General features: G+C 42.5%; 15 protein-coding genes. 7 read left to right on the top strand and 8 right to left on the bottom strand.

Annotation, left to right across the window (positions count from 1 at the left end; all coding sequences use genetic code 11):
- Nucleotides 1-60: 60 nt before the first annotated feature.
- Entirely contained in the window at nucleotides 61-1,446 is a 1,386-nt protein-coding gene (locus QY97_RS10205) for a sigma-54 interaction domain-containing protein (RefSeq protein ID WP_082090248.1), read from the bottom strand.
- A gap of 202 nt (nucleotides 1,447-1,648) precedes the next feature.
- Here QY97_RS10205 and QY97_RS10200 point away from each other — a divergent pair, with 202 nt between their 5' ends.
- Both QY97_RS10200 and brnQ read left to right on the top strand, forming a co-directional pair.
- Nucleotides 1,649-2,632, top strand: a complete 984-nt coding sequence (locus QY97_RS10200) for a proline racemase family protein (RefSeq protein ID WP_039235842.1) — start codon at nucleotides 1,649-1,651, stop codon at nucleotides 2,630-2,632.
- 177 nt (nucleotides 2,633-2,809) lie between these two features.
- Nucleotides 2,810-4,171 carry a branched-chain amino acid transport system II carrier protein gene (brnQ, locus tag QY97_RS10195; RefSeq protein WP_039235839.1) on the top strand — a complete coding sequence of 454 codons (1,362 nt, stop codon included), beginning with the start codon at nucleotides 2,810-2,812 and terminating at the stop codon, nucleotides 4,169-4,171.
- Between the two features lie 616 nt (nucleotides 4,172-4,787).
- On the opposite strand, the gene QY97_RS10190 is transcribed toward brnQ, so the two are convergent.
- Complete coding sequence (locus tag QY97_RS10190) at nucleotides 4,788-6,569, bottom strand: helix-turn-helix domain-containing protein (RefSeq protein ID WP_039235836.1); 1,782 nt, start codon at nucleotides 6,567-6,569, stop codon at nucleotides 4,788-4,790.
- 918 nt (nucleotides 6,570-7,487) lie between these two features.
- Here QY97_RS10190 and QY97_RS10185 point away from each other — a divergent pair.
- Together QY97_RS10185 and QY97_RS20435 are read left to right on the top strand one after the other, a co-directional pair.
- Entirely contained in the window at nucleotides 7,488-8,645 is a 1,158-nt protein-coding gene (locus QY97_RS10185; protein WP_039235834.1) for a hypothetical protein, read from the top strand.
- A gap of 681 nt (nucleotides 8,646-9,326) precedes the next feature.
- A complete protein-coding gene (locus tag QY97_RS20435; RefSeq protein WP_157761891.1) occupies nucleotides 9,327-9,485 on the top strand; it encodes a hypothetical protein in 159 nt (52 codons plus the stop codon).
- Between the two features lie 200 nt (nucleotides 9,486-9,685).
- Here QY97_RS20435 and QY97_RS10180 read toward each other — a convergent pair whose 3' ends face one another.
- Entirely contained in the window at nucleotides 9,686-10,855 is a 1,170-nt protein-coding gene (locus QY97_RS10180) for an endonuclease (protein WP_039235831.1), read from the bottom strand.
- 359 nt (nucleotides 10,856-11,214) lie between these two features.
- Here QY97_RS10180 and QY97_RS20660 point away from each other — a divergent pair, with 359 nt between their 5' ends.
- Nucleotides 11,215-11,352, top strand: a complete 138-nt coding sequence (locus QY97_RS20660; protein WP_166701687.1) for a hypothetical protein — start codon at nucleotides 11,215-11,217, stop codon at nucleotides 11,350-11,352.
- A gap of 246 nt (nucleotides 11,353-11,598) precedes the next feature.
- Here QY97_RS20660 and QY97_RS10175 read toward each other — a convergent pair whose 3' ends face one another.
- The 5 genes from QY97_RS10175 to QY97_RS10155 all read right to left on the bottom strand — a co-directional run bounded on the left by QY97_RS10175 (nucleotide 11,599) and on the right by QY97_RS10155 (nucleotide 15,706).
- A complete protein-coding gene (locus tag QY97_RS10175; RefSeq protein WP_039235829.1) occupies nucleotides 11,599-12,783 on the bottom strand; it encodes an FAD-dependent monooxygenase in 1,185 nt (394 codons plus the stop codon).
- 71 nt (nucleotides 12,784-12,854) lie between these two features.
- Nucleotides 12,855-13,967 (bottom strand): cupin domain-containing protein, encoded by a 1,113-nt coding sequence (locus QY97_RS10170; RefSeq protein WP_039235828.1) that lies wholly within the window; start codon nucleotides 13,965-13,967, stop codon nucleotides 12,855-12,857.
- Between the two features lie 21 nt (nucleotides 13,968-13,988).
- Nucleotides 13,989-14,486, bottom strand: coding sequence for a DinB family protein (locus QY97_RS10165; RefSeq protein ID WP_039235827.1), 498 nt, complete (start codon nucleotides 14,484-14,486; stop codon nucleotides 13,989-13,991).
- Complete coding sequence (locus QY97_RS10160) at nucleotides 14,483-15,427, bottom strand: fumarylacetoacetate hydrolase family protein (protein WP_039235826.1); 945 nt, start codon at nucleotides 15,425-15,427, stop codon at nucleotides 14,483-14,485. The genes QY97_RS10165 and QY97_RS10160 overlap by 4 nt, the downstream gene beginning before the upstream one ends.
- 24 nt (nucleotides 15,428-15,451) lie before the next feature.
- Nucleotides 15,452-15,706, bottom strand: coding sequence for a YciI family protein (locus QY97_RS10155; RefSeq protein WP_039235825.1), 255 nt, complete (start codon nucleotides 15,704-15,706; stop codon nucleotides 15,452-15,454).
- A 260-nt stretch (nucleotides 15,707-15,966) separates the two neighbouring features.
- Here QY97_RS10155 and QY97_RS10150 point away from each other — a divergent pair, with 260 nt between their 5' ends.
- Both QY97_RS10150 and QY97_RS10145 read left to right on the top strand, forming a co-directional pair.
- Nucleotides 15,967-16,674 (top strand): response regulator transcription factor, encoded by a 708-nt coding sequence (locus QY97_RS10150; protein WP_039235822.1) that lies wholly within the window; start codon nucleotides 15,967-15,969, stop codon nucleotides 16,672-16,674.
- Nucleotides 16,671-17,672 carry a sensor histidine kinase gene (locus QY97_RS10145; protein WP_039235819.1) on the top strand — a complete coding sequence of 334 codons (1,002 nt, stop codon included), beginning with the start codon at nucleotides 16,671-16,673 and terminating at the stop codon, nucleotides 17,670-17,672. The genes QY97_RS10150 and QY97_RS10145 overlap by 4 nt, the downstream gene beginning before the upstream one ends.
- The last annotated feature ends 44 nt before the right edge of the window (nucleotides 17,673-17,716 follow it).

Here is a 17,716-nt window from a genome sequence, read left to right as displayed (position 1 = left end):
ACCCGGACGCTGAACCTCAAAAAGCCCAGACCCATTGCGGCCTAGGCTCATAATGCATATTTACATTTTTATATCATATGCTTTTATCTTGTTGTATAAGGTAACGCGGGAGATTCCTAGTTTTTTAGCTGCGGCGCTTTTATTCCCATAAGTTTCAGTAAGAGCCTCCTCGATTCTTTCCTTTTCTAACAGGGCTTTCTCTTGGAGAAGCCCTTCACTCTCTGCTTCGTTCGGGAGCTCCCTTTTTATGTCCGCCGGAAAAATAGGAGCGATGTCTCCAGCAGTTATAGTTGCCTTATCAGTGAATATAATCATTCTTTCAACGACATTTTTGAGTTCTCTAATATTCCCAGGCCATTGATAGTCCATGAACATTTGCAGAGCACTCTCTGAAAGAGCTGGTTCTTCTTTCTGATATTTTATAGCGTATTCTTCTATAAAGCTCTTGACTAAGATCGGAATGTCTTCAATCCGCTCTCGTAGTGAAGGGATTTTCAATGTCACTACGTTTAGCCGATAATATAAATCCTCACGAAACGTTCCTTGTTCAACCATTTCCTTTAGGTCACTGTTAGTGGCTGCAACAACCCGAATATCCACCTTTATAGATTTACTTCCACCGACTCGGTATACCTCTCTTTCTTGCAATACCCTTAGCAATTTCACTTGCATATCAAGAGGCAGCATGCCGATTTCATCTAAAAACAACGTTCCCCCGTCTGCCATCTCTACTTTTCCTGCTTTTCCATCCTTATACGCACCTGTAAAGGAACCTTTTTCGTAGCCGAAAAACTCACTTTCAAATAGCGCTTCAGGAATAGCCCCGCAGTTAATCGGGATGAAAGGTTGATCCTTTCTTAAACTAGCTTCATGAATACCTTGTGAAAACAGCTCTTTACCAACACCGCTTTCTCCCTGAATCAAAACTGTCGCATCCGTTTTAGCCACCTTCAAGGCCAATTCTTTCGTTTGCCGTATAGCTATACTATTTCCTTTAATCTCGGATAAAGGGCCGACTTGTCCTTGCAAGTTGTATTGCTGCTTTAATTTCTGCAACTGCGTTGTTGTCAGCGTCAGCTTCTCATTCAATTTCACCACATTTGTAATGTCCTGGTCTATAGAGATGGCCCCGATCAACTTCCCTTCCTCATCAAAAATAGGAGCTGAACTGATCAGTACATGTTTATCTGGACGAGGCTGATGATAAGCATTGAAAACTGGCTTTTTCGTTTCTAGTATTTCTAATACCTTTAAATCTTCTTTTTTAAAGAAGTCACTAATCCTCTTATTTTTAATTTCTTTCAGCGGGATACTATAGATTACCTCGGCCTGCTTGCTCCAATACTCCACTTCTCCGGATGAATTGACTATAGTGACCGCGTCTGGGCTCATTTCAATTAATGTTCTTAAATAATGCTTTGAATGTTCAAGTGGGATATTGCTCATTATGCAGACCTCCTGGTGTAAAGTTGTAAAGCACTTGTTCATTCTTAGTTTACAGTTTTGTAAACTTATTAAACAATTCTATTTTACTTAATAACAAAAATAATAGCAATCCACTGAATATAGGCAATTATCAAGTTGGCACGATAATTGCTTATATGACTATATAAACGTTTATACGTATTTTGTGGGAGGTTGCGAACAGATGGTAGAACTAAGAGACTTCATTGAGACAATCGATGCACACGCAATGGGAGAGGCCGCTAGAATCGTAGTTGGAGGTACTCCAAAGATTCAAGGCCGGACCATGATGGAGAAGAAACAGTACGTGCAGGCTGAGATGGATAACATCCGCAAGCTTCTTATGCATGAACCGAGAGGGCATTTAAACATGTTTGGGGCCATTTTAACTGAACCCTGCCAGCCAGAGTGCGATCTTGGCGTATTGTTTATGGACAGTGGCGGTTACCTGAATATGTGCGGTCACGGAACCATTGCTTCTATTACAGTAGCTATTAATACCGGACTTATTGCAAAAAAAGATAAAGTTTTGCTGGACACGCCTTCTGGAGTAGTTGAATGTTATGTCACATATGAGAATTCGAAGGTAAAAGAAGTTTCCTTTATAAATGTACCTGCCTTCCTATTTGAGAAGGATATTAAAATACTAGTAGAAAATGCAGGCTGGATCACAGTAGACATCGCTTTTGGAGGAAGCTTCTTTGCCATAGCTGATGCCAAGCAGTTTGGTCTTAACCTCGATATTGAGGAGCAGGACAAAATAGTCGATCTTGGCCTAGCTATTAGAGAAGCTGCGAATCAACAGTTAGTTATCCATCATCCTGAAATTCCTGAAATAAACAAAGTCGACCTTGTGGAATTTAGTTTACAATTAGGAGACAAACATTATAAAAATACTGTAGTGTTTGGAGATGGACAAGTCGATCGTTCCCCTTGCGGAACAGGAACATGCGCAAAGCTTTCAACACTGAACCTAAAGCCGGGTGAGCAAATCATACAGGAAAGTATTATTGGCTCCCAGTTTAAAGGAACAGTCATTGATTATACGAAAGTAAAAAATTATGAGGCTATCATCCCGAAAATTACTGGCTCTGCATGGATCACCGGGTTCCACAAATTTTCATTGGAAGCTACGGATCCTTATACAGAAGGGTTTTTATTGAAATAGGATGAGGCTATCAGGAAAGGGGACCACTTGCTGTTTTGACAAAGGGAGGAGGAATGGCCAAATTCGCTATTCCGCCCTCAATAATTAAAAAACGGGAAGTCAATATCTAACTGAAAGCGTTATCTTCATTAAAAAATGAAGGAGATTTCCAGCTCAACAAGGAAAGGGGAAAACATAATGGAAAACAAATTGCCATTTTCACAAATACTTGCCATCGGTTTAATGCTCTTCGCTATGTTTTTAGGTGCAGGAAACGTGATCTTTGCGCCAATGGTAGGTCAACAGGCCGGATCAAATACATGGATTGCGATGGGTGGATTTTTAATAACAGGGGTTGGACTAGTTTTACTTGCTATTATTGCACTAACCCGCGGCGGAGGAACGATTGAAAAATTGGCTGAAAGAGTTCATCCTATTTTTGCTATCGTATTCTCAATCTTACTATTTTTAACTCTTGGACCTATCTACGTGATCCCGCGGACCACATCTGTTGTATACGAAATCGCTATTAACCCATTAACAGGAGCTTCAGCGAATACAAGCCTTTATCTGCTTATTTTTTCAACCTTATTTATTGCTCTAACGATCTTGCTCTCCTGGAATACAACAAAGTTTGTGGACCGATTAGGGAAAGTGATCACACCAATTTTCGTAATATTACTAATTGCGTTAATTGGAAAATCAATCATTACACCAATGGGAAGCATTGGACAGCCTCAAACGGAATACTTAAATGGCGCTTTCTTAAAAGGATTTACCCAAGGCTACTATACGATGGATGTGCTTGCAGCTTTCGTATTTGGCGGTATTTTCATTAAATCTATTAGTTCATTAGGAATCAAATCTGAAAAAGCCGTATCAAGCTTATTTATTAAAGCTGGTATGATTACTATTATTGGATTAATCGCTCTTCAAGTTTCTATGGCTTGGATCGGCGCCTCAAGCGTAGAGTCTATTGGATTTAAAGCCAATGGAGGAGAAGTCCTAGCGCAAAGCGCCATCACATTATTCGGTGAATATGGGATCTATATGATCGGAACCGTTATCTTCTTAACAGGGATTACAACTAACGTAGCTTGTTTAGCAGCTGTATCCGAGTATTTTGAGAAAATTATTCCTTCTGTTTCTTATAAGAAATGGTTAATTGTCTTCTCTATCCTGGGACTCGTTATTACTAATTTTGGCTTGAACACCATCTTAACTCTAGCCTCTCCGGTTCTATTGCTGCTTTATCCTTTAGCTATTGCCCTAATTGGTTTAATTTTTGCAAATAACTTGTTCAATGGCCACCGGTCCGTTTATATCGGGACGATCATTGGAACTGGAATTGTAGCGATCCTCGATGCCATCAAAGAAGCGGGCATTGCACCAGAAGCCATTAATAATGTCTTTGGTTTCATCCCATTATTCGAAAATGGCGCTGGCTGGATCGCTACCGGTTTAATAGGCTTCTTTATCGGGTTAATCATCGCCAAATCAAGAAAAGAGCCTTCTACGCTGATTACTATGACTGGCCAAGAGATACGTAAAGCCCAGTAAAAGCTGGACGTTTTCTCCGTCAGTTCAATAAGAGAAGCAAACCTAACACGATAGCTTGCATAAACAGCAAAATGGGTCCGCATTCGAATAACCATGCGGGCTCCTTTTTTTGTTTCGTTCTATTTATTTTTAATTCATTCGTTTCTAGTTTGAGCTGCTATTAATGGCTAAAGTAAGACATACAAGTACACAGAGTTTGGCTTTAACAGATAAATATGTAATTCACATGTTGATCTGTTTCTGTATGAATTCGTTCTTTTAAGCTAGCTTATAAGGGCTTTGTGAGCCACTTATGGTCTCTCAGTCACTTGTAGATTACATATAACTATTCAAAAGGGAGACGGTAAAGAAGGACAGATGTGCAGCAAGTATCCACCGAAAGATTTCATTGTATACGGCACGCTCCGTTTACTTCCTTATAGAAAAACCTAATCTACTAACATGTGCTCTTTTTTTAAGTTGAATTATATTAGAAAAGCCAACCAGTTTTTCCTGGTTGGCTTTATCATTGTCTTTTCCTGAGAAGCTTTATATTTTCAGCACTTATTATGCTGAGCGATTTGCCGTCGGTTATCCCCGGTTCATGAGGCATTTGTAGGCCACAAATAAAACGGCGTCAGCCTTTTTGCTTTGATTTCTTCAGCCACTGTACTATCTTTGAGTCATTCTTTTTATTTCTTCGCTTGGTTTGCTTATTTTCGAATCGCTTCAACGTGTTATAGCCAATACCAATTTCCTTGGCAGCCTTGGCCATAGAGATACCGCGGCGTTCTCGTTCTTCAATTACCATTTCGGCCGTCAATGATTCTTCCGTTAATGAAGAAGTTGCCGGTTTTTTCGGTTCTGGCGGTATCGGGGACGGGTGTTCCACCTCAGGAGCATTCTTAAGAAGCTCCAGCTGTTCGTTACGAGGCTGCTGGGACATTTCTTGTACGATGACGGGCTGATTTAGTGATTCAATCATCTCATTGATCGTAGAGGAATCCACTTGATGCTGATCCTGCAGGATAGCCAGCTTCCGTTTGTTTTTTTCAATCATTTCAGCCGAGGGAAGGATAGAGACTTTCAAACTGTAGAAATAAGACAGCCAGCCTTTGCGGCCAAATACACTGGAATCGACCGGCTCCATGAAGCGCCAGTCCTTTACAATTCCCTTACTCACCAGCTCGTCCAATGCTTTCACAAAGCGGTCGTACATATCGAGCCCTCGCATCCGGGCTGGGAAATCCATCTCTTTTACAAGTGTTTTCACCGTAAAGGGCTGGGTCAGGGTATTTTTGGATAAGCGGATAAACCACTGCATCGCCAGGTAACGGGACAGCCGCTTCTCTGGACGCTGCCGCACAGGATGAAACTCCAGCGCGCTTAGATCAATAATCCCCAACCGTTTATTCTCATTTAGAAAAGAAGTTAATAAAGAGGTGGGCTTGATCTGACAAGCGTAGATGCCTAAAAATTGATCTTGTTCATCATATGCCGCCCGTACCTTTCCAACCTCAAACATTCTTTGAAAGTCTCTGTATTTATACTTTTTGCTTTCCTTTAAGTCATTCTCATCGACTTCAATGACTTCTCCCTCTTTGAGTGAAATCCAAATGTTTGAAAGAGCTTTAACCCTCGACATAATATTAAAACGATCTCTTTCTCTTACTTCCAAGCTGCTGTTAGGGTCTACAACGTTGCTTCTTAGTTTCAGAGCATCATTGGAGTGAAAATATAAATAACCGTCCGCGTCCTTTGGTGCAAAGAGAAACAAGAAGCAAATGATATCAAAAATGTCCGCCGTCAATTCATCCATGGCACTGAAAGCTGTCCGCAATTTATCCCAATACTCTTGTTCTTCATCTGTGAAAGGCATATCCATCCCTCCCGCTACATTCACACGTGCTAATCCATGGACGTTGCCGCGGGAATCCTTAATCTCTGCCTGGTAGATATCTTCTGCCTCATCAGCTGAAACGAAGGCCTTTGGCTGTGTTACGATGTTTCTGACTAAATGAAACTGGTAATCCATACTGGAGACAAGCTGTCTATCTTCCTTTGCCATTTGTACGGTTGCTTCATTTACGCTTAAATGGACATCGAGCGCAAAATCCTCAGAAATATGGTCCAGCACTTCCTCAAGCAGCTGTTGGGAGTGAGCCTGAAAAGCAAGCCGGATATTCTCCTGAGTAATCTTTTTATTGGCTAATAAAGAGCGTACTTGATCACAAAGCCTGTCAAAGCTTGTATACGCCGGCTGATCATCAATGGTTTGGTTAATTTGGCTGGTCACATACCGTTGCCATTCTCCGATAATATAGTCATTAGAGAAATACTTCTGCACTTCCTCCAAAACGGCAAGCTTAAAAAAGTCCTCGCTCAGTGCAAGCTTATCCGGGTTAATATATTCTGTCATGCTATCTCTCCCCAAGTCGTTCTATCTTCTATACTCCCATTATGACAGCAGCCGCAACAAAATGGCAACTTGCCGTTTTCCTGATTTTCGTGCCATTTTGCCAATTTCCCGTCCTACCCGTGCAGCTTTCTTGCCATTGTGAATGATTCCCCGTCTTATCCGTGCACTTTTTGCATGATATCCTTCCTCAGATGGCAAAAAAGAGACGTTTTATTTTATGTATCTATATGCTTTGCCACTTCTTCGTCCTACCTGTACACCTTTTTTGGTTATACTGCTCACCTTCCATTCCAAGCGTACGCCATTTCGTCCTACCCAGGCACCTTTCTTTCCACTTTCCACTTTTTCTGGTCCTACGTGTACACTTTTTTAATGGTTTTTACCATATTTTGTAATTAAATCCCCCTAATTTACAATTATATACATTTCTACCTCGTCCTACCTGTTCGTTTTTATTGTTAATTTTTTACTTATTATTAGGTATAAAGATTCATTTTTTTCGCAAAAACAGCTGTTTTCTTGCCATTTTCCGTCCTACCCGTGCATTATCCTTGCCATTTTCCGTTTTTTACTGCTTTTTTCCGTCCTACCCGTGCACTTTTTTTTGCCACTTTTTTCGGAAGTCCGTCCTACCCGTGCACTATTCTGGAAAAGGTAATTTTTAACAACGTTGATATACCAAGGCTCGTGAGCACTTTTGAGACTTTTTATTTCCAGTTCAAGTTTGCCATTTTAAGAAGGCGCTCGTCCTACCCGTGCATTAAAAAAAAATTTAGAAACTCTCTGAGCCCTTGTCCCGCTTGGGCTCAGGGGCTCTTCAAATTTGCCACTTTTTCTCTTAGAGGGAGGCCTTTTCAAAAAAGGCGTCGTGTATAATAAATATACTTATATAAAAAGGCAGGAAAGGAGGGTGTGAAAATGGCAAAATGGCGCAAACAAAGTAAACGGCAGCTCGTGAAAATGGATGGCTTTCGCTTTCCACATCTGCTGCTAGAAGATCTTCGTACTTTTCAAGAAGAAAGTAAGAAACAGGTGCCAGCGAGTGCATATGCCGTCCTGTTGGCTGTATTGAAACAAATCCATATCGAAAAGAACAGCCAAGGCAAAGTCCAGGAGTTTAATCTATCATTCTGGAGCAAAAAACTGCACGTGGCTTATTCAACGATGCATGCTGGCCGCAAGTTTTTAGAAGAGCACGGATTTCTTTACGAAGAAATCCTGCCAAACGGCTTGCCTGTGTGGGTACTAGCCAATTATCAGGCATATACGACTCCTGAGTTGAGCAAGGGCCATGAATTGAATTATTTCATCGTTCCGCACACCCTCCTGGATACAACGATTGTGGCAGAATTTGTGCGTACATCCAACCCAGAGGCGTTTGAACTGGTATTTTCCCTATTCAATCAGTTCCGCCATGGGGTCGCGAAGCTTGATCATAAAAAGGAAGTATCTGCACTCGAGCAATCACGGACAATGAAGACATTGAAAGAAAAGCTGAAGAAGCGCTCTAAAAGCGTAAGAGAGGTGCTGGCTATTCTCCAGCCGCTCTTTGATATTGAATACACAGGTGTGCAAGTGCGCGGCCGCCAACTATGGATACGGAAGGTGGTTTTTCGCTTAAAGCCGGAATGTGTAAAGGAAAATACGGATGAGTTCCACGTTGAGCCGCTTCTGGCAAAATTCCAGGAGAACACGCTGTACATACTTGATGGCTTGAAGTTACGCTACAAGCCTAGAGACTTGTTTGACATTATGCTGTCATTCAAGCAAGAAGTGCTAGACGTTGTAAAGCACTTGACTGACGACGATCAAGCTGAAGGCGGCTATACATACCGTGATGCCTGGGCGGAAACGCTCTTTTTCCGCTGTCTAGACCAATTCGAGCAGCACATCCGGACTCAACTCAGCCGGAAAGGAACCTTTTCCTTCCATACATCGATCGGTGCCTATTTCCGCACGATTTACCGGCGGGAGCTTCCTCGTGCGCTTAAAAGCATTCCATATGACAAGATGCATCAGGCGAAATACCAGGAATATCTCCAGACAGGGCAAGTCCCTGCCTTGCATCTCATTTAAGCCTTGTTTTTAAAAATTTAACGAAACAAGGCTCTTTCCTGTGCATACAAATAAAAGGGGAATGACAAATGCTTCCGTATTCGCCCTGTCATGCCCTTACCCCTTTGAGAAACGGCTCCTTTCGGGAGCCGTTTCTCTTTTTTTCTTATATCGAATATCAGCAGATTGCTTCTCTTCGTTCCTTTGTATCAAATAATTGCCTCTTTAAATCAATAAATATCAATAAATTGCTTCTGAAGTGTGGAAAGCTCAATAGATTGCCTGTTTATTAATGAATCTATCAAATACAGGCATCTTGCAATGCTTCACAAAACCAGCGACTGCAAGGGTTGAGAATATATATGACTAAAACGCTTATTATATTTGATATTTTATTTTGATTTATATTTTATAGAATTGACTATTTACTATATTTGATATTTTTTACTTCAACATGAACATCTAAAATCTATTCAATACTTATCTGTATAAAAGAATCATAGACTGGACATTCTTAAATATAAAGAAACTAATCACAACCAGTTTAACTTGAGGTTTGCTTTTAATACTTTTAAATATCTTCTCGAAAAACAAGCTATAAGATTTGTATTAAATAACTCGGGAATATATTTAAGTATAGGCAGGGATTTAACCGTTATTTTGGTCATGCATACTATTAAGCTTCTTAGTGAGGTATAGGAAATGGAAAATAATTGGGAATACCAATTGTTTAGAGAAGAAATCAAGCGGTTGGAAGAAGAACGCAAGCGCCTAGGTCCCGAGTATGAAAGGATGATAGAGGAAGAAATTGAGCTTTTGAAGCAAGCTTTAATGATGCTAGATGCCGATTCCAGCACATAATCATTAGGTACTGAGCAATTGATGTACAGCAGAGGAATAAAGGAGTCCCTTTATTAAAAAACAAGTATTGAAGCTGTGTAGAAGATAGAAAGGTACAAGGTTACTCACCTTTAGTCCAGGAATTACAATGAAGTTCATCTATTTCTAATTAGTGAAAAAGGAACAGAATCCATCTATAATGGACTCTGTTCCTTTTTGCATCATTCCCAAATGGCAGATGCCCACTCAGGGTGGTCAATAAATGGGTTGCGGTTTTTTTGATAGTTTATGTAAATCCTTTCATTCCTTTCTCGTTCAAATTGATCAACCGGATCTTCCTTATGCCATTGAAGCAAGACTGACAGATTCCCATGGTAAGGGTTGGAACCATTATTAACGAGATTATTTAACTCCAAATCAGGCTCCCCGCTGTCTCCTTCATAGCGTACGGCCATATAGAATAGCATTCGGGCGACATCTCCCTTTACACTGTCTCTTGGTTCCCAGGAGTCAGAGTCATAATAGTTTCCGTCAGCTTCTGAATGCTCTCTTCCCCCGTTATCAAAATCCAGATTGCTTCTTGAACTGTTAACACTGGCATCTGTTGGACGAAGATGATGCAGATCCGTACCCGGTCCCATGGATGTCCCAAAATCTCCGTGAGATTTGGCCCAGACGTGTTCCCGGTTCCAATCGTCAGCGTTGCCGCCATTGGTGTGCTTTCCTTGTGACCTTCCTGTATAAAGCAGGATCACATTGTTTGGATTATTAGGGTCTTCATCCGTTACACGAAGAGCTTCCCATACATTGGAATAAGACAGCTCTGTATGATCATCAATGATATGATGCAAAGCGGTTTTTAACTCTTCACCTGTCTTTCCGTAGGCAGCTTCATAGTAAGCATCAGGTGATGGCTGAGGTTCAGGCTCAGGAACTGGTGCACTGCCTCCTTGTATTTCAAAGGCCGTACCGCTTTTTAGTCCGGCATGAGCAAAGTAATCGGTAAGTGTCCCGGTTACTTTCAGCTTTTCGCCCATTAAAGAAGGATTCGAGTGTAAACCGTAAGCAGAGCGGAAGGAGGAAGGAATCTGGACATAAATCATTTCTGCTGTATTGCTCTCTGATGGATCGTCAGCTAGGGCTAGAGCATAATCATTAGGGAAATGACTTGTAATGACTGTACTTGTTGAGGTAGGCTGTCCCACGATATAACCTTCAACGGTCTTAATTGAGCCGTTTTGACTGCTGATTGCCTGTGAAACAGAATAAGGCGAAGACCATGTACCATACCCCCCAGCTGCATTGGTTATAACAAGTTGTAGCGGCTGAAGTACAAGAAAAGCAACGAGTATGAAAAAAAACAATAGCCTTTTCTTTCGATTGTAAAGCATGTACTCTCCTCCCAGCATAATTGTAGTGGTCCATTGGTTCATCAAAAATTATCCAATTTACTGCCATGTTACCTTATTATTGTTAACGTTCAGTGTTTTATTGATGGAAATAATGTAAATTTATCTAAATACCTATCTTCAATGAGAAAAGATAGATAATTAAAAACTTGTCGAAATTTTTGGTTCATTACTTGTTTGTTTTGTAAGCGTTTTCCATTATAGTAGTAATAAGTCTCGGGTCGTTGTGTTTGAAAGAACACGCTGTATACAAAAGCGAAAATAGATAGTTTTGTTGTATGAAAGGATGTCAGTTTGGTAATCCTAGTACATAAGAGAATAACTTAAAGGGGGAAGGAACGATGAAGGGAGAAAGCCAATTAACATTATCTAGTTTTGTAACTAAGGATCAATTTGATTTGCATTCGTATCTCGATCATTTATTTCATAAAGTGTACAGCCATGCTTCGGAACACTTGGAAAGCAAAGCAGTGAAATAACAGACAGAAAATGAGTGAAGAGGTTATCCTCGTACTTTTGCTTGAGCCTGAAATATTCCAGGCTCTTTTTGTAGTTCATGGGATGGCCATTTTAGGAGATTAAAAGGGAGAAAGCATATGGTGGTTTTAGCGTTTATAGCGCTGAGTATAGCCCACATGTAGAGGCCAAAGCACATGTAGACTACATAAAGATAGACACAAAAACAGACAGCAGAGAAGAGAGTCTCTGCTGCCCGGGAAATAAGGCTAGTTTTTGGAAGTAACTTTGTAGTAAGCGTATAAGGGGTCCACAAATGTGAAATCGTTAGATGTTCTGCTTTCCATAATGGTATTTCTTAATAGAGTCGTAACTGGATTTTCAGAGTGGATAATTTCTCCCCACGTACGGGCATTCGTTTGAACCTTAGCTGTTCGCGGAATTCGTTCTTCTTGATAAGCGAGAAAAGCTTTATTGTAGTTGCCATTGTGCTCTTTCAGCATATCAGCAAGGTAAGACGCATCTTCAAGCGCTTGGCAGCCGCCTTGTGCCAAATACTGAAGCATAGAATGAGCCGCGTCTCCTAAAAGCGTGATGTTTCCTTGTGTCCAGTTGTCAATCGGCAGGCGGTCAAACATGGGCCAGCGAATCTGGCGGTTAATGAAGGAAATAGCTGTTTGAACAAGTGGATGGCTTCCTGCAAAGCGTCTGTCCAGTTCTTCAGGTGTACCCCAGTCATCTGAATCTGCTTTGTAATCATAGCTTTTAAATACGACTACTTGATTATACAGCTCCCCGCGTCGCACCGGATACTGTACAAGGTGCAGATTCGGGCCGATCCACATAATCACATCCTCCATATTGGCATGAGAAATCTCTTCGATTGGAATTGTGCCGCGATAAGCTACGTACTCCGAGCAAATCGGTTCATCATCTGTGAATAGCTTGCGGATATTCGATTTTAAACCATCTGCTCCGATAAGGGCTTCTCCTTCAAATGTTTCTCCTCGTTGGTTAGTCACTATGACACCGTCTGCTGTTTCGGCCGCTGTTTGAATGATTTGATCATTCATAAGTGTAATATTGCTATTTGCAGTACAAGCATTTAACAGTGCGCGGTGCAAGTCCGAACGGTGAAGAACCGCATATGGATAACCGTATCTTTCTTTAAATTGTTCTCCAAGGTCTAAAGTGGATAGCTCTTTTCCAGTATATACATCCTTCAATACAAGACGTTTTGGAAATACGGCAACCTTCTCAATTTCCCCAAGCAGGCCAAAACGATCTAGAACAGCCATCGCATTAGGTGCAATTTGAATGCCAGCCCCAATCTCTCCAAACTGTGGTGCCTGCTCTAAAACGGTTGAAGAAATGCCGGATTCGGCTGCGGCTAAAGCTGCAGCCAGTCCGCCGATGCCGCCGCCTGAAATTAGTAGCCCGTTGTTTTCGCTCATTGTAAACACTCCTTTTAGATTTTTGAATGGGTGCAGGATTTTCTTGTGGCCGTCATCTATACGTGATTGGTTTACGGCAAAGCTGGCTTGAATTCTTCTGTCACCTCTTGGTGGCCGTTATGGCTTTCATATTCTTGCTTGCGCTCTAGGCCAAATTTCTCTAAAATCGGCAAGTCATTTGTCTGGAACAGGTAGCTGTCCTCTAAAGCTGCATGCTCATGCCATGCCCAGTTCGGTACGACGAAGAAATCACCTTTTGCCCAATCGAAACGGACACCATTGATGATTGTGTAGCCAGACCCTTCATGCACATGGTAAATAGATGCATGCGTATGACGGTGAGCTTTCCCCTGGAATCCGGCCGGAAGCTTCTGCATCCAAGCAGCGATGGTTGGACAAGCTGTTTCACCGTTGGATGGATTTATGTACTCAACTGCATAGCCATCAAACTGGTCGGATTCAAAGCGGCTTAAGCCGGCGATCGCTGCCTCTGTGCCCGCCCACTTATAGGACCCAAGGGGCGCTTTCTTTGCATAGCGGTCAGATATCGGCCGCACCATTCCGCCTTGATAGCGCTGGGCTGTATAATTATCGGGTATCTTCGGCTCCTCGATTCTATCGGGATATGGCTCGAAGAAGGTTCCGCCAAGATAGTAAATCGTCGGAATATCAAGGCAGTCCATCCAGATCATTGGCTTATCGCCAGTATGGCCGTGTCCATGCCACAGTCCATTTGGCGTTGTTAAGAAGTCGCCACGTTCCATGAAAATACGTTCACCTTGAACAATGGAGTAAGCACCTTCTCCTTCCATAACGAAACGCAGAGCATTTTGGACATGCCGGTGTGAAGGGGCGGTTTCCCCCGGCTGAATTAACTGGACGGCTGCATAGAGCGTTTGTGTCGTTGAGGCCCATCCCCAAGGCTGGCGGTAATTTAAACCAGGGTTTTGCAGATAGATAGCCCGGCGTTCTCCCCCGCGATCTGGTGTGAAAATTTGCGTCGCTTCTGTCAGCTTCTTGCTTAGCAGCTCCGCTTTCCAAAGATACGCTCGAGCATGAGGCTCAGGTGTATGTTTCATTAAGTCAGGAATCGCATTCCACAATGGACCGAGATGATACTGCTCAATGTCACGGTTGAAATCTTGAACGAGCGTGCTTTCAAAAAAAGCATTTTTTTCTGCCATGTTCTCTCCCCCCTGTTCTTCTCACTGATTATATTTAGATAAGTTTCGTTGAATTTGGTTATAATGTTTTTCCGCATGCTCTACGATTAAATGATTCACAATAAATTCAACTGGCTTGCCATCAAAACGAGGATTACGGCTTGGCGCTTTGATCGCCAGCTCGCTGTCTGTCAGTGAATGAAGCGTTTCTTCAACGACTGCTGGGATGGAAGGAAGCTGATTAAGCACTTCATCCACAGATAGGCTTTTCACATTTTCTTCCGATACGGTGCGCAGGCGTACTTCATCTTTCAAACCGCGGCCCCAAGACTGCTCAGGTCTTGACTGAATATTCTTAATTTCTTGCACCCAATAAGGGATCGCTTCTGCAACATGCGTAATAATCTGCATGATGGACCACTCGTCTTCAGACGGCTTCCACCTGATCGTCTCTTCAGGAAGCGTCTTGACTAAATTAACGATTTGATCAATGGATACACGGACAGATTCGATGGCATTCGTTTGTAATGTGTTGCTCACGATACCGGCACCTCCGCTGTGCGTTTTACTTTGTTTTCAAGTACTCCTACTCGGTCCACTTCAATTCGCACGACGTCTCCATCCTTCAAGAAGGTTTGCGGCTCGCGGGCAACTCCTACACCACCTGGCGTGCCTGTTAAAATCACATCACCCGGTTCTAGCGTCATCAAATTAGACAAGAATTCTACAAGGTATTGGACAGAGAATACGAGGTTTCCAGTGTTGGAGCGTTGGCGTTCTTCTCCGTTGACCGTTAATACAATGTCTAAGCCGGCTGGATCTGTCAGTTCGTCCGATGTCACTAACCAAGGACCCATTGGTGCACTTCCATCTACAGCTTTCCCTTGAAGCCATTGCAGCGTACGGCGCTGGAGATCACGGTACGTCACATCGTTGACAATTGTATATCCCGCTACATAGTCGAGAGCCTCCGCTTGTGACACATTGCGTGCGCGTGTTCCAATAACAAAGGCGAATTCAGCTTCGTAATCAAGCTGTTCAGAGATTGGGTGGAATGGGATATCATCTTGAGGACCAACTACAGCATTAGCAAATTTCGCAAAGATGACTGGATGAGGAGGCAGTTCCCGCTTCATCTCCAAAATATGCTCACGATAGTTGTGGCCAACGCAGATGATTTTTCCAGGAGCAGGAACAGGTGCTTCAATTTTTACTTCTTCTTCTTTAAAAACGAGCCGAACCGCGCTTTCATTTTCCAGTGCATAGGCTACAGCTTCCTTAGCTAAGCTCAGGCTTTCTGCTCCGCCTTGAAGGAAGCCGTTCATGTCTTGTGGTATGTAGGCTTCAGCAATTTGAGCGGCACGAAGTTTTCCTTCCGACACAAGCTTTGCTTCAAATGCAGCATGCAGATCAATAACTTTTCCGTCCTTTAAAGCTGCAATTCTAGATTTTCCATTATGGGTAAACGTTACAAGTTTCATCCTATCTCTCCCCTTTATAAATGATTAGTTGGCATTCCATTCTTTTAATTGGTAAATCGCTTCCTTTGGCTGATTCATTGGGTCTTTGGCTATCAATGACTGGGCTTTTTCTGCTGATTGGCATTGAAGGATGTAAGCTCCCCCCGTTTGGTCAGGAAATCCTCCCGCTAAGGTAAGGAGTTGAGAGTCTCTCAGCTCTTGAAGGTATTGACGGTGGGCAGGAATACTCTCTCCTGTAAAATCGGGTGTCCGGGTGATAAAAACAAGAAACTGTTTCATATTCGCCTTCCTCTCTAGTAACTATCTTCGTTTGTTCACTCATAGTTTAATGTGTTCACTATTTATATAAAATTTAATATATATAAAAATTTTTGTCAATATTCAGAATAAAATTTATTCTTCAGAACTTTTATTGTTAGTTAAAAACTTCTAATATATGAGAAGTGAGGCAGGGAGTAATTTTCCGTACAATTGAGATGAGCTCATCAGATTGGTGAATCTTTCAACACGTAACAAAATGATAGAAGGGGAGTGAGGGTGTGCAAAAGATTATGATTGTTGAAGACGATTCAAAAATCACAGAACTCCTAGCATCTCAGCTAACGAAATATGGTTATGAAGTAACGGGCGTGACGAACTTTCATCGTGTTATGGATGATTTTCATATCCATCAGCCAAACCTTGTGCTTTTAGATATTAATCTTCCGAGCTACGATGGTTATTATTGGTGCCGGCAGATTCGCAAGGAGTCGATTTGTCCAGTAATTTTTATTTCGGCAAGGGTTGGAGAGATGGATCAGGTGATGGCACTTGAAAATGGTGGAGATGACTTTATTACGAAGCCCTTTCATACAGAGGTCGTGATGGCTAAGATCCGAAGCCAGCTTCGTCGCGCGTACGGAGAGTACGCTAGTAAGGCGGAGGAACGAATGCTGGAAAGAGCCGGATTAAAGCTATTTCCGGAGAGGCTGGAGATGGCCTTTGAATCGAAAGTGGTCTCCTTATCGAAAAAAGAAGCGGATATTATTGAAAACCTGATGGACCGGTATCCTCGTGTCGCTGGACGCGAGGACTTACTGGAGAAGCTGTGGGATGATCAAATATACGTCGATGAAAACACACTCAACGTGAACATTACAAGAGTTAGAAAGAAGTTTCAGGAGTTGGGCATTAAAGAAGCAGTGGAAACCGTCAGAGGTGTGGGGTATCGGTTGAAGGTGTCCTGGTCAGAGGCGGAGGAAGCATGAAGCTGTTTTTAAGGGAACATATGCTGTTAATTATCATGCAGGTGCTGCAACTTGCGGTAATTTTGTCTATTTATTGGCTGGACGGCTACCATTCCATGCGTCTTGCTTTCTATGCTTTTTTCCTTGGCTTATTTTTTCTGGGCTGCTATCTGGCGTACCAGTATTACAGCCGCCGCAGGTTTTACAACCGGCTGAGCAATCCGCTGGCGTCACTGGATGAGTCTTTCCAGCGAACGGAACAGGCTCCTGTATCCGAAGCGCTTGACCGCTTGCTCATAGAGCAATACCGGCTGTACCAGAAGCAAATCCATACATTGACGTACCAGCAGGAACAGCACTTGACCTTCATGGATCAGTGGGTGCATCAGATGAAAACACCGCTATCTGTCATTGAGCTGACTGCTCAAAGCCTTGACGAGCCGGATTCCTCTAACATCCGGGAGGAGACGGAGCGAATGAAAACTGGACTTCATACGATTCTATATATGGCCCGGCTCCGCTCCATTGAACAGGACTTTCATATTAAACCAGTCGCTTTGTCAAAGATCATTCATGACGTCAATGGAGAAAATAAACGTTTTTATATTCGGAATCAAGTGTATCCACAGCTCCGGGAAGAGAGGGAAGGTATTACCGTAGAATCCGACGAAAAGTGGCTGTTTTTCATGCTTTCACAGCTCATTCACAATGCCGTCAAGTATTCGAAAGGAAAGAGCGGTCATATCGTTCTCTCTGTCTATGAACAAGATGGCGAAGCAGTGCTGGGGATAACGGACTTTGGTGTTGGTATTCCCGTATCTGATCAAAAGCGTATTTTTGATGCGTTTTATACCGGGGAAAATGGACGAGTATTTAGGGAGTCGACTGGCATGGGCCTTTACTTAACGAAGGAAGCAGCCGAACATCTTGGTCACCGGATTGAAGTGGAGTCAGCAGTCGGGGAAGGGACAACATTTCGGATCATTTTTTCTGCTGCTCAAAACCTTACATCTATGTAAGGAAAGTGAAAGAAGAATCGATCGTTCCCGTCAGGCTGCCGAGT

The organism is Bacillus thermotolerans (assembly GCF_000812025.2).
GTDB classification, from domain to species: domain Bacteria; phylum Bacillota; class Bacilli; order Bacillales; family Domibacillaceae; genus Quasibacillus; species Quasibacillus thermotolerans.
This window is presented reverse-complemented; position numbering and strand designations above follow the sequence as displayed.